The sequence below is a fragment of the Variovorax sp. 05T418 genome (assembly GCF_056396385.1).
On sequence record NZ_JBFTLJ010000011.1, the window covers coordinates 171699 to 184713 of the forward strand.

The window sequence follows — 13015 nt, forward strand, 5'->3', positions numbered from 1 at the left end:
AAATGGGAGAGGGGCCTCGAGCCGAAGCACATGGCCGATCACGAGTTCCGCATCGAAAGCGATTCGCCCGCCAACGGCGAGCTGATGTTCTGGCGCATCGTGGGCCATGAGGCGCTCGCGCGCTCGTCGAGCTACGAACTCACCGTGCTGTCCAAGAACCATGCGCTCGATGCCAAGGACATCCTCGGCCGCGCCTTCGACGTGGTCATCCAGTTCCAGGACAAGGACGGCGGCATGCACGAGCGCCATTGCCAGGGCCACGCCGTGCGCTTCGAGCGCACCGGCCACGTGGGACGGCACTTCGAATACCGCATCGGCCTGCGCTCGTGGTTCTGGCTTCTCACCAAGCGCATCAACTCGCGCATCCTGCAGGAAAAGAAGGTGCTCGAAGTGCTCGACGCGGTCCTTGAAGACAGCCCGATCAGGCGCTTCAAGAAGACCAGGACCAGCAACGTCATCGGCACCCACAACCCGCGCCGCTACTGCGTGCAGCACCAGGAAAGCGACTACCAGTTCCTGTCGCGGCTGCTGGAAGACGAAGGCATCTACTACTGGTTCGATGCGCACGATGCGCCCGGCACCATGCACCTGTCGGACGCCAGCGACATCGCGCACGACAAGCTGCCCGTGGAGGGAACGCTGCGCCACATGGCCACCGACACCACCGAGGCGCGCCACAACGAGATCTCGCGCTGGGTGAGCGCGCGCCAGTTCGACACCGGCACCTACGCCTCGCGCGACAGCGACTTCAAGGCCATCAAGAAGAAGCTCGAGGCCGCGGGCGGCCAGCCCGACAAGCACGAGCTGGCCGAATTCGAGGCCTTCGAGTTTGCCGGCGGCTACTTCACGGGTGCGGATGCGGACGACAAGGGCAAGCTGCGCGGCGAGGAGATCGTCGCGCGCCGCCAGCGCCACTGGGCGCTCACCACCTGGCCCGACGTGGCGGCGGGGCGCAGCTTCACCTTCGAGGGCGACCCCGACGGCACGCGCGATGGCGACTACGTGATCGCCGCCTGCATCTTCGCGGCGAGCCACCCGGGCTACGAGAGCATTCCCCATGCCACGCCGAGGATGCCCATCGAGCAGGCGCTGCGCGAGGCGCTCGACGACGATGCCGTCAATGCCCAGGCGCGGCCCGCACTCGAGGCGCTGATCGCCGAGGCGCCCGCGCTGCGCACCGACCTGCAGGGCACCAGTGCCTTCCTGATCACCGCGATTCCCGTCGACGTGCCGTTCCGCCCGCCACGCCTCACGCCGCGCGTCGTCATGCCCGGCCCGCAGTCGGCCATCGTGGTGGGGCCGGCCGGCGAAGAGATCCACGCCGACGACTTCGGCCGCGTGAAAGTGCACTTCCACTGGGACCGCTACGACAAGAGCGACGAGAAGTCCACCTGCTGGGTGCGCGTGTCGCAGCCCTGGGCGGGCAAGGGCTGGGGCGGGTACTTCATTCCGCGCATCGGGCAGGAGGTGATCGTCGACTTCATCAACGGCGACCCCGACCGGCCGATCATCGTGGGCCGTGTCTACAACGACGACCAGCCGATCCCCTTCGGCTCGCACACGCAGAGCGGCTTTCGCACGCGCTCCACGCCCAAGGGCAGCGCGTCCAACTGCAACGAGTTCCGCTTCGAGGACAAGAAGGGTTCGGAGCAGGTGTACCTGCACGCCGAAAAAAACCAGGACATCGAGGTCGAGAACGACGAGACCCATTGGGTGGGCCACGACCGCACCAAGACCATCGACCACGACGAGACCACGCACGTCAAGCACGATCGCACCGAGACGGTCGACAACAACGAGACCATCACCGTGCACGGCCAGCGCACCGAAACGGTGGACAAGAACGAGACCATCACGATCCACCAGAACCGCACGGAGACGGTGGACCTGAACGAGACCATCTCCATCGGCCAGAACCGCTCGATCACGGTGGGCGCGAGCGAGACGGCCACGGTGGCACTGCAGCGCACGCATTCGGTGGGGATCAACGAGACCATCACCGTGGGCGCGGCGCAGGAGATCACGGTGGGGGCGATGCAGGCGGTGACGGTGGGGGCGAGCCAGACGATCAATGTGGGCGCGAACCAGTCGAGCAGCATCGGGGCGAACCGGTCGGTGGATGTGGGGGCGGACCTTTCCACCACCGTGGGCAAGAACGAGTCGCGCAGCGTGGGCGAAGGGCGCACATCCAGCGTGGGCAAGGACGACGCGCTCACCGTCGGGAAGAACCTCGTGATCGATGCGGGCGACTCCATCTCCATCAAGACAGGCAGCGCCAGCATCACGATGAAGAAGGACGGGACCATTGTGATCAAGGGCAAGGACATCACGATCGAAGCCTCGGGGAAGATCAACGCGAAGGCGAGCGGCGACATCGTGATGAAGGGCTCGAAGATCTTGCAGAACTGAATCCATCACATGACGGAGAACCGACCATGAGCGGCAGGGATCTGATCGAAGCGCAATTGCAGGTGGCCACGGCCATCATGACGTGGAATGCCGTGGCGACGGGCGAACTCGTCGCCATCACTGACGAGGGATGCACGCCCCTTGTCGTGTTCCCGGGCCAGCCTGGCACCGCGGCCGTGCGCGCGCGCAGCGTGGTCGATCTGCATGGCGTGCACATCGGCCGGCAGGTCGTGCTGATGTTCGAGGCGGCAGACCCGGCCCGGCCCGTCGTGATGGGCGTGCTGCGCAGCGGGGACGGATCGCCCTTGCCCGCGATGCCACCGCAGGTCGATGTGGAGGCTGACGGCAGCCGGATCGCCGTGAGTGCGAAGGAGCAGCTCGTGCTGCGGTGTGGCAAGGCCAGCATCACGCTCACCAAGGCCGGCAAGGTGCTGATCCAGGGCAGCTATGTGTCGAGCCGTTCGACGGGTGTCAATCGCATCAAGGGCGGTTCGGTGCAACTGAACTGATGCACCCGGAGAGAAGCTCGTGGAACTGATCAACGCCACTCGCATGGTCGCCAGCTACAACATGGGCCTGGAGCCCAGTGGGCGGGAATCGCTCGTGGTGGTCATCAAAGGTACCTTTCGCATGCCGCCGCCCGATGCGCCCGCCGGTCATTTCGCGTTGCACGAGGAACAGGTGCCGCTCGTGATGGCCGATACCTTTACCGGCGAGCCGGGACTCTCCGCGCCGGTCTATGAGGTCGACTTCGCGCCGCACAAGCAGCGCTGCGACATTCTGTTGCTGGGCAGCGCCTACGCACCGCAGGGGCGACCCGCCACGCGGATCGAGGCCGGTGTGCGCGCGGGCAATTGGAGCAAGAGCTTGGCGGTTGTCGGTCCGCGCCACTGGGAATGCGGGCCGCTGGGCGCTACGGCCTCGCCGCCCGGCGTGTTCGTGCAGCAGCCGCTGTCGTACGACGTTGCCTTTGGCGGCGCCGACCTCCGGCATGAAGATCTGTCGGAACATGCTGCTTTCATGCCCAACCCCGTGGGTCTTGGTTTCCATAAGCACATCCGCATGGACTGGGTCGACGGGACCCCATTGCCGCGCACGGAGGAAATCGGCCATGCGGTGCACGACCCGGGCGGCAATTACCGGCCAATGGCCTTCGGCCCCGTGGGGCGCGGCTGGTCCACTCGGTCGTGCTTCGCCGGTACCTACGATGACGAGTGGCTGGACAAGCACTTTCCGTTTCTGCCGCCGGATTTCGATCCGCAGTACTTCCAGGCAGCGCCGATGGACCAGCAGGTACCGCTGGAGCTGTTCCAGCAGGCACCGATCGATGTGGTGCTCGGCAATCTCACGCCAGAGGGCATCACGCGCTTCACCATTCCGCATCTGGTGGCGCCGGTGCATGTATTTCCCAGACACGGGGCGCGCGAGGACTACACAGCCACGCTCGACACGGTGGTGATCGAGCCCGATGCGCAGCGCTTCACGCTGTCGTGGCGAGTGACGAGGCCGCTCAAAAAGAGCCTGTTCGAGATCGCACAGGTGCTGGTTGGGAAGAAGGGACGGGAGTGGTGGCAGCAGCGCGAGCAGGTCCCTTTCCCGATTCCGGTTGTGATGATTCCGATGACCTCAGATGAGGTTGAAACCGAATGAATTCGCGTGCAATCGCCATTCTTCGCAGCGGCCTGGTGACGCCGGTGGGGCTGGACGCCGAATCGAGCTGCGCCGCGTTCCGGGCCAAGCTGACGAACCCCGTCGAGACGCGTTTCATCGACGCGGGCGGAGAGTGGATCATGGCGCACGAGGTGCCGCTGGCGCCTTTGTGCCGCGGGCTCCCCAAGCTGACAAGGATGGCCGCCATGGCAATCGAGGAAGCGTTGGGAGAAGTGCCACGCAGCCAGTGGGGACAGTTGCCCTTGATCCTTTGCGTGGCGGAGCCGATGCGGCCCGGACGGACACCGGGGCTGGACGACGAGCTCTTCCTGCAGATACAGGAAGAGCTCGGCACTGCCTTTGCGCCCCAATCGCAGATCATCGCGCAGGGCCGTGTCGGGGTTGCCGTGGCGTTCGCGCAGGCGCGTGCGCTATTGATCGAGTCCGGCATGCCACAAGTGCTTGTTGCCGCTACGGACAGCCTGCTCTCATGGTCGACGCTGAGCCACTACGAGCAGAGTGATCGCCTGCTGACGGCCCGAAATTCCAATGGCTTCATGCCGGGCGAGGCGGCCGGCGCGATGTTGCTGGGTGAACCGGAGGGAAACGCGGGAGAACTGCTCTGCACCGGCGTCGGATTCGGTCTCGAAGAGGCTCATGTCGAAAGCGAGGTGCCGCTGCGCGCCGAGGGGCTCTCCCAGGCCGTCAAGGCTGCGCTGGCCGATGCGGGGTGCCAGATGCATCAGATGGACTTCCGCATCACCGATCTTTCGGGAGAACAGTACTACTTCAAGGAGGCTGCGCTGGCACTCTCGCGCACGTTGCATGTCCGAAAGAAGGAGTTTGACATCTGGCATCCCGCCGAATGCACTGGCGAGATCGGCGCCGCGGTAGGGCTCGCCATCGTTTCTGCGGCCCAGGCTGCCTGCGAGAAACAGTACGCCAAGGGGCCGAATATCCTCGCGCACTTGGCCAACGACGCGGGGCAGCGAGCGGCGCTCTGCCTGCAGTATCGGATGCCGGTATGAGCAACCAAGTCTATGCCAACAACATGGAGATATCGTGCAAGCAGGCGGCGGGCAAGTCGGTCTGCGCGTTCCCGGATGTGTGCTTCACGCCGCCGCAGACGCCGGCAACGCCGCCCGGCGTGCCGATCCCGTATCCGAACACCGGCATGGCCACCGACACGAGCGATGGTTCGACGACCGTGCAGATATCAGGCCAGGAGGTGATGCTCAAGAACAAGAGCTATTTCAAGAAAAGCACCGGAGACGAGGCGGGATGCGCGCCCAAGAAGGGGGTCGTGACCAGCAAGAACATGGGGAAGGTGTACTTCAACGCGTGGTCGATGGACGTCAAGGTGGAGGGCGAGAACGTTGTGCGCAATGTCGACCTCACCACGCACAACCATGCATCGTCGCCGGGGAATGCGCCGCCCTGGCCGTACATCGACGAAGCAGCGTTTGCAGGCACCGGTCCATGCAAGGACGTGGCAAAGGCACTGACGGATAAATGCGGGCCTCCGCCCAAGCCGCACCAACGCAAGGGCTGGGTCAAGAAAATGTGCGACAACCCGGACTCCTCGTGCCGAGACGCCATGAAGTGCGTCCTGTCGCCTTACGCCCCAAGCGCCAAGCACAGCGATGGAAAGAATTCGCAAGGCAATTGCTGCCCGGGAAAAACGCCGCATCACCTGATCGAGGTCCATTGCTTTACGCCGATCGGCGGCAGAGAAGGAGGACATGTCATGTCCGAATTCAAGAACGCAAGCGGGGAGGGGTACAACCAGGGAGCCGCTCCATGTATGTGCGTCGATGGTCCACGAGAGGCCAAGCAGCATGGTGAGTTTCATGCGGTGCAGCAGCAAATCGAAACGGCCTACAACAAGCGCCTTTTTGCGCCCAAGACAGTGATGAGCGACGGCAAAGGCATCTCGAACTGGACCTATGGCGAAGCCAGGGATGCGGGTGTCGCTGCCCAGACGATCGTCATGCCCGAATGCGACCCGGAATGCACCAAGGCGCAACTCGACGACTATCACAAGAAGCCTCCGCCGGATGGCCCCGGATGCGATGAGCACACGCCGGTGCGATCGGACATGGGGTCCGATGGCCGCTCGACGGGTACGTTGAATTCCGGCCAGGAGGCAAAACTTGGCCGGCGCTTGCTCACGGTGCTTGCCAAGGGCTTCTGATTTCAATCTTCAATCCGCATGCCATGGCCTCAGAATCCTTTTTTCTCCAATTCGGTCCTGGTCTCGTTGAAAACGATCACTCGGTGAGGGTGATCTGCGAGATCGAGGTCGATGACGGCAAGCAACCGGCGCTTGCCCGTTGGCATGGGCCTCAAGCGGGTTGGACTTTTTTTCCGATGCAGTGGATGCCGGTCCGGCTGGCGCAGCTCGAACTTCCGCAACCATGTGTCTTCGCACTCGGCGGCGACGGAACCGTCGGTCTCGGCTACGGAGGGTATTCGGAGGAGAGCATCAACACGACGGACACCGGGCCTCGGGGACGAGGCCCGCTTCGTGTTCTCCGCGCGATCGCCGGGCGTTTGTACGCGGCCGGCATGGGCAGACAGGTCTATCGAAGGGCGGATGCAGGTGTCTGGGAGGTGCTGGACCCGCCAAAGGTGCCAGTTCCGGGCGAGATCGACATATGTGGCTTCACGTCGATCGACGGCGTGGATGAAGACGAGATATGGGCTGTCGGATATCGCGGTGAGATCTGGCGTGCAAGCGGCTTGCAATGGTCGGAGATGGCGAGTCCCACCAACTTGACGCTCCATGTCGTCAGGACTTTCAAGAAGCACCTCGTGTTCGCAGCTGGAAAGATGGGGCTCGTTCTCGGTTTTGTGGATGACGCGTGGCGCGTCCTTGCGCAGATACCAGGCGGTGAGGACATCTGGGATCTCGAATGGTTTGGCGGGCAATTGTTTGCCGCTACCTCGACGCGATTGTTCAAGCTCCTGCCCGACGCGACGTTCGAAGAGGTTGCCGTTCCCGGGCTGACTTCGTTTGGATACCTTCATGCCAACGATGGCGTTCTGTGGTCGTTCGGCACGCTGCAGCTGGCCTGGACGACCGATGCCATTGTGTGGACCGCGCAGACCCCGACCCTGTGAACACAGCCCACCCGATGTTTGCGGCTGCTCGCCCTCCCATCCCTTTCGTCGTGCAGCAGCACCTCGACAACGCCAGTGTGCTGCGCTCGACACGCGCGGTGCTGGTCCGCGCCCCGCATGTCCAGTTGCACCGGCTGAGCCGCCTGGACGAGCGCCTGGCGGCGAGCCTCGATGGACTGGCGATCGCCGGCGACTTCGCGCGCGGTCTCTGCATGGCGGCCCTCGAAACCCCGGGGCGGGGAGCGATGTTCGCGAACGCCATCGGTGCCATCGACACCCGCGACCCCGCGCTGCTCGAAAGACTGCTGTCGCTCGCAGAAGCCGTGCCCGAGGCGCGGGTCGGATTGGTCTCCGCCTTCGGCTGGGTGCCGGCCCCCGAGTTGCGCGGCATCACCCGCGCACTGCTGGATTCGCCGCATGCCTTTCGCCGGGACATCGGCCTGGCCGCATGCGCCATGCATCATGCCGACCCGCAAACTGTGCTCGAAACCGCCATGGCCGATGAAGAGCACTCCGCGCAGGCCATCGTTGTCGCCGGCAAGCTGGGCCGCATCGATCTGCTGCCCGGCTGCCTGGGCGGGCTGATGCACGAGGACGCCCAGCACCGCTTCGAATCGGCCCGCGCAGCGCTGCTGCTCGGCGACCGGCAAGGCGCGCTCCGAATGCTCGTTGCGTTCACGGGCGAGGGCGGTCCTTGCCAGGCGGCAGCTGCGATGCTGGCGCTCAAGGTCCTCCCTGCCGAACAGGCCCATGCGCTGCTCCAGTCGATTGCCCGGAAGGAGGACTCGGTCCGCATCCTGATCCGCGGCATCGGTGCCGCCGGTGACCCGCACTACGTGCCCTGGCTCATCGCGCAGATGGGCGACCTGAAGCTCGCGAGGCTGGCCGGCGAATCCTTCAGCACGATCACAGGGCTGGACCTCGCCGCCGAAGATCTCGAGCTGAAGCCTCCGGAGAACCCGGTGGCCGGCCCCAATGACAACCCGGACGACGAAGACGTTGCCATGGACGAGGACGAAGGTCTTCCCTGGCCCGATGCCGAAAAGATCGATGCGTGGTGGCAAGCCGACGGACACCGTTTTCCGCACGGCATCCGATGCTTCGTGGGCGAACCAGTCACGCAGGGGCACTGCCTCGCCGTGCTCAAGACAGGGTTCCAGCGCCAGCGTATCGCCGCCGCCGAGCACCTGTCGCTGATGGCGCCGGGCAGGCCGCTGTTCAATGCGGCAGCGCCGGCCTGGCGCCAGCAGTGGCTCTTGTCGCAGATGGAGGCTTAGCCATGCAGGCTCGGTACATCCTTGCCGCGTTGGCTGCTGCCTTCCTGGTCGCGGCTGCGATGCGCCGGGTGCGCAACACGAGGCGCCGCCCCGATCCCGCCACCCGCACCTGGCTCCTCATCGCGCTCATCTTCACCGCCGTCGCCGCATGGCTGCAATGGCATACCTCTTAAGGCGAGATTGCCAACCCGCTCCACGGAATGAATACTCCTTCTGAGTTTTTTCGCCCGTGCATGCGCGGGCTGTGTTCGGGCGTAGAAGGGCATAGAGCCTCGGGGGCAGATTCATGATCCATATCGCTGTCATCACCCGGCAAGGCGCTCCGGCGGGGCAGCCCATCGCTGCCGATTTCGGGCCCAACGGGGGCACCATCGGGCGCGCCGACACCAACACGCTGGTGCTCGACGATCCGGACCGCACGGTTTCGCGCGTGCACGCGCAGGTGCTGTGCCGCGACGGCCAGTACTTCGTCATCGACCGCGGCAGCAATCCGATGCAGTGCAACGGCGTGTCGCTGGGCTCGGGCAAGGAGGCTCCGCTCGCGGATGGCGCGCGGCTGATCGTGGGCAGCTTCGAACTCAGCGTGCGCATGAGCGCGGCCGCGCCGCCGGCATTGGCCATTCCCAACACCGTGATGTCGGCGCCGCTCGGCGCCGCCCCCGCGGCCAGCACCAGCGACGATCCCTTTGCCGACCTGCTTGCGGGGCTCGGATCGCCCGCGCCTGCCGCGGCCCGTGCATCCGGTGCCAGGGCGGCCGCGCCGGCAAGCGCGGATCCGCTGCTCTTTCCCGACCCGATGGAAAGCGGCTCGCGCAACGCGCAGGCCGCGCAGGTCGATCCCTTCGCCAACCTGCTCGGGCCCACGCCGTCCGCTGCGCCGGCCGCAGGCTTCGGTGCGCTCGACGATTTCTCCGACCTCGGCGCGCCGCCCGCGCACGGCAAGGCCGCCGGCATCGACGAGCTCTTCGGCGGCATGGGCGGTGGCGGCGGCATCGGCGGCGATCCGCTCGCGCTGTCGCCGCTGGCCGACCCGCTGCTGCAGCCGAACACGGCTTCGTCCGCCGATCCGCTGGCCGCATTGCAGAGCGCGGCGCCGCCCACGCCGACACCGCGCTCCGATCACCTGCCGATCGACCAGTTCGGCTTCACGCCGCCGAAGGCGATCACGCCGGTTCCGGCCGCCGCGCCGGTGGAAGCGCTGCCGCGCTTCGACGACATCACAGGGCAGCCGATACGCATCAGCGGCCCTGAGGTCGCGAGCCGGCCGTTCGAGCCGCTGCCGCCACCACCACCACCGGCGCCAGCGCCAGCGCCAGCGCCCGTCCAGCGGGCGCCCGCCGCAGCCCCGCGCACCGCATCCGACGACGAACTGCTCGCCGCCTTCCTGCGTGGCCTCGCCAGCACGCACCAGCCGCCCGAGATGCTCACGCCCGGCCTCATGGAGCGCATCGGCTCGATCCTGCGCAGCGCCACCGAAGGCACGCTGCAACTCCTGCTCACGCGCCAGGAGTTCAAGCGCGAGGTGCGCGCCGAGGTCACGATGATCGCGGCGCAGGCCAACAACCCGCTCAAGTTCTCGCCCACCGTGGAGGTCGCGCTGGCCCACCTGCTGGGCCCGGGCGTGCGCGGCTTCATGCCGCCCGAGGCCGCGATGCGCGATGCCTTCAACGACCTGCGCGCGCACCAGTTCGGCGTGATGGTGGGCATGCGCGCGGCGCTGGCCCATGTCATTGCGCGCTTCGAGCCTGAAGAGCTCGAGAAGAAGATCAGCGCGAAGTCGGCGCTCGACACGCTCTTCAGCGCCAACCGCAAGGCCAAGCTCTGGGACCAGTTCGTCGCGCTCTACGGCGGCATCGCGAGCGAGGCGGAAGACGACTTCCACAGCCTCTTCGGCAAGGCCTTCCTCGAAGCCTATGAAGAGCAGATGGCGCGCCTCAAGTCGGACACCTGAAGAACGCTCTCTCAGGCACCACTACAACAGCACCAGCAAACGCGAGGCACCCCGCTTGGAAATCGAAATCGTCACGCTGTCCCGGCAGGGCGGCCGCAACTACAACGAAGACGTCCACGGCCACTGGCACGACGAGCGCTACGTCGCCTGCCTGGTGGCCGACGGCGCCGGCGGCCATGGCGGCGGCGATGTGGCGGCGGCAACCACGCGCAGCAGCGTGCTGGGCGGCTTCTCGGCGGCGCCGGGGCTGGACGAGTTCACCTTGCGCACGCTGGTCGAGCAGGCCAACCGCGACGTGGTGGCGCGGCAGTCCGAAGGCGGCAAGCTTGCCGGCATGCGCTCCACGGTGGTCTTCGCGGCCATCGACCTGGAGAGCCAGGCGCTGGCCTGGGTGCACAGCGGCGACAGCCGCGCCTACCTGTTCCGCGGCGGCGCCATCGTGGCGCGCACCACCGACCACAGCCTGGTGCAGCAGATGGTGGCCGGCGGCATGCTCGACGAGGAAGGCGCGCGCCTGCATCCGCAGCGCAACATGCTGCTCTCGGCGCTCGGCTCGATCGAGGAAGCGCCCGACATCACGGTGTCCGACCGCATGCGCCTGATGCCCGGCGACGTGCTGCTCCTGTGCAGCGACGGCGTGTGGGAGCCGCTGGGCGACGAGTGCCTGGTCGACACGCTGCACGCCTCGCGCACGCCCAGCCAGTGGACCGAGCAGCTCGACGCGCAGATCAAGGCGCACGCCAAGCCGGGGTACGACAACTACACGGCGCTCACGCTGTGGGTGATTCCCGATGACGTCGACGACGCCACGCGCCTGATGCCGGCGGCCGAGGAAGAGACGATGCCGGCGTCGATCGAGGAACCTTCGGCGGCGCCCGGCAAACTGCCGGATTGACGAACCGGGGCCGGACCCGCGGGAATCTAGCCGCCGTTCAATCCCACGGCAGCGTCCACGATGTCCTGCAGCTGCGCGATGACCGGCTTGCCGGGGCAGGGCTTCGACTTGGTGAACATCGCGTGGTACGACAGGCCGCTGTCGTCCGGCGTGGCCGCGAGCTTCAGCGGCACGCCGTATTCCCCGTTGAGCCACGCGAGCAGATAGCCGTTCATGCGGATCTGCATGTCGGTGAGCGTCTCGCCGTGCACCGCGACGTTCTCCACGCTGTACCAGAGGTTGTCCACCTTCCAGCCGTCGACGGCCCAGGAGCGCTGCGACAGCGGAATGTACTGCGCGATCGTGCCGCCCTTGTCCACCGCGAAGTGAGCCGAGGCCGCGCGGTTTTCCCAGGTGGTCTTGAGCGAGCTGAGCAGGCTGTTGCCGTCGGTGATGTGGACGATCAGCCCCTTGATGCCGGTCTTCTTCATCAGGCCGGCAGCCCCCGGGCCGCCATAGTGCTTGCTCAGCGGGTAGTACGCATCCGCATAGGGGTGATAGTCGTTGTCGTTCCACTTGCTGCTCATGCTCGAACTCCTGTTCGTTGGCAGGTGTCAGGGCTTCTTCGGCCGGTACGCCTTGAGCTTGCCGCTCACCGTCACGTCCACCGTGACCACCACGAGAGCCGACTCCGTCTTGCCGTTGTCCTGCCGCTTCATCGGCTTGCGGGTGGTGGTCGAGGTGGAGCTGCCCTTCCAGCGGATCGTGCTGGCGCGCACGGGCTCCTTGTTGCCCTGGTGGTTCTGCTCCAGCACCGTGATGGCGCCGGTGCCCGGGTTCTTGGAGAGAATCGAGGTGTGGTGCGGATGGCCGACCGTTACGTAGGGGCTGTCGGTCCAGCCCGTGCCATCGGCAAAGGTGACGTCGGTGGTGGTGGTCGTCGTCATCTCGTAGTCGCGGTACTGCAGGATGTCGCCGGGAAGCGCATCCTTGAGCGCGACTTCGTTGCCCCAGATGTAATCGTCGTCGTCGCCCATCGGGCCGAAGTCCGACGAGGTGCCGGCGCCGGCCTGGCCGAGGGCCGAGTTGGCCAAGTCCCAGCATTCGCCCGCGCCGATCTGCTTGCCCAGCTGTGCGCTGGCCCACTGAAGGACCGTGGTGTTGAGTGTGGCCATCGCGTCTCTCCGGCTGGAAGGTCAATCAAGGGGCGGCCGCCGTCCACCGGGCGGCCGTTGGCGCAAGGCGCCTCAGACCTTCTTGTTGGCGGCGATGTCCCAGCCGGTTTCCTTGGTGCCGTCGCCGGAACCGTCGGCCTTCTGCGGCGTGTACTCGTACTTGAACTTCGAGAAGTTCAGCGTGATGGTCTCGGTCAGGCGGTCTTCGCCGCCGCTGCCGCCGGTGTGGATGTTGCTGACGATGATGTCTTCCATCGTGAGCTTGATGTACTCGAGCGGCGTGGCCCCGGCCTTGCGGACCACCAGCGTGCCCTTCTTGATGTGCTGGCCATTGCAGCAGTCGAGCAGCAGCAGGTGCGAGGAGGAGTCCACGTACTTGGTGACCGAGAGGTCCTGCACGCTCACCTTGCCTGCGCCCGAGCCGCCGCCCACGTGGCCGGTGCCCGATTGGCTGGCACCCCAGCTCCAGGAGAGAACGTCGATCTCCTTCTTGTGCGAATCGTCCTTGGATTCACCGTCGACGCCCTCGAGCTTCAAAAACATGTCTGCAGCCATG

General features: G+C 66.0%; 13 protein-coding genes. 10 read left to right on the forward strand and 3 right to left on the reverse strand.

Features of this window, described 5'->3' with window-relative positions; translation table 11 throughout:
* Positions 1 to 30: 30 nt before the first annotated feature.
* The 10 genes from AC1DMS_RS22050 to AC1DMS_RS22095 all read left to right on the forward strand — a co-directional run bounded on the left by AC1DMS_RS22050 (position 31) and on the right by AC1DMS_RS22095 (position 11305).
* Positions 31 to 2409, forward strand: coding sequence for a type VI secretion system Vgr family protein (locus AC1DMS_RS22050; RefSeq protein WP_436287215.1), 2379 nt, complete (start codon positions 31 to 33; stop codon positions 2407 to 2409).
* A gap of 26 nt (positions 2410 to 2435) precedes the next feature.
* Positions 2436 to 2918 (forward strand): DUF6484 domain-containing protein, encoded by a 483-nt coding sequence (locus AC1DMS_RS22055; RefSeq protein WP_018904076.1) that lies wholly within the window; start codon positions 2436 to 2438, stop codon positions 2916 to 2918.
* Positions 2919 to 2937: 19 nt separating this feature from the next.
* Positions 2938 to 4059: a DUF2169 family type VI secretion system accessory protein gene (locus tag AC1DMS_RS22060; RefSeq protein ID WP_012745701.1), complete on the forward strand. Its 1122-nt coding sequence runs from the start codon at positions 2938 to 2940 to the stop codon at positions 4057 to 4059.
* Positions 4056 to 5087 carry a hypothetical protein gene (locus AC1DMS_RS22065; RefSeq protein WP_436287216.1) on the forward strand — a complete coding sequence of 344 codons (1032 nt, stop codon included), beginning with the start codon at positions 4056 to 4058 and terminating at the stop codon, positions 5085 to 5087. The genes AC1DMS_RS22060 and AC1DMS_RS22065 overlap by 4 nt, the downstream gene beginning before the upstream one ends.
* Positions 5084 to 6253 carry a PAAR-like domain-containing protein gene (locus tag AC1DMS_RS22070; RefSeq protein WP_012745703.1) on the forward strand — a complete coding sequence of 390 codons (1170 nt, stop codon included), beginning with the start codon at positions 5084 to 5086 and terminating at the stop codon, positions 6251 to 6253. The genes AC1DMS_RS22065 and AC1DMS_RS22070 overlap by 4 nt, the downstream gene beginning before the upstream one ends.
* A gap of 23 nt (positions 6254 to 6276) precedes the next feature.
* A complete protein-coding gene (locus AC1DMS_RS22075) occupies positions 6277 to 7182 on the forward strand; it encodes a beta propeller repeat protein (RefSeq protein ID WP_018904079.1) in 906 nt (301 codons plus the stop codon).
* A complete protein-coding gene (locus tag AC1DMS_RS22080) occupies positions 7155 to 8459 on the forward strand; it encodes a TIGR02270 family protein (protein WP_436287217.1) in 1305 nt (434 codons plus the stop codon). The genes AC1DMS_RS22075 and AC1DMS_RS22080 overlap by 28 nt, the downstream gene beginning before the upstream one ends.
* A 2-nt stretch (positions 8460 to 8461) precedes the next feature.
* A complete protein-coding gene (locus tag AC1DMS_RS22085) occupies positions 8462 to 8632 on the forward strand; it encodes a hypothetical protein (protein WP_012745706.1) in 171 nt (56 codons plus the stop codon).
* Between the two features lie 113 nt (positions 8633 to 8745).
* Positions 8746 to 10410, forward strand: a complete 1665-nt coding sequence (gene tagH / locus AC1DMS_RS22090; protein WP_012745707.1) for a type VI secretion system-associated FHA domain protein TagH — start codon at positions 8746 to 8748, stop codon at positions 10408 to 10410.
* 55 nt (positions 10411 to 10465) lie between these two features.
* Positions 10466 to 11305, forward strand: coding sequence for a PP2C family protein-serine/threonine phosphatase (locus AC1DMS_RS22095; RefSeq protein WP_012745708.1), 840 nt, complete (start codon positions 10466 to 10468; stop codon positions 11303 to 11305).
* Positions 11306 to 11331: 26 nt separating this feature from the next.
* Here AC1DMS_RS22095 and AC1DMS_RS22100 read toward each other — a convergent pair whose 3' ends face one another.
* The 3 genes from AC1DMS_RS22100 to AC1DMS_RS22110 form a co-directional block, all read right to left on the reverse strand.
* Complete coding sequence (locus AC1DMS_RS22100; protein WP_012745709.1) at positions 11332 to 11871, reverse strand: N-acetylmuramoyl-L-alanine amidase; 540 nt, start codon at positions 11869 to 11871, stop codon at positions 11332 to 11334.
* A 27-nt stretch (positions 11872 to 11898) separates the two neighbouring features.
* Entirely contained in the window at positions 11899 to 12459 is a 561-nt protein-coding gene (locus AC1DMS_RS22105) for a hypothetical protein (protein WP_012745710.1), read from the reverse strand.
* A gap of 72 nt (positions 12460 to 12531) precedes the next feature.
* On the reverse strand, positions 12532 to 13014 hold the full coding sequence (locus tag AC1DMS_RS22110) for an Hcp family type VI secretion system effector (protein WP_012745711.1): 483 nt from the start codon (positions 13012 to 13014) through the stop codon (positions 12532 to 12534).
* Position 13015: the final 1 nt, after the last annotated feature.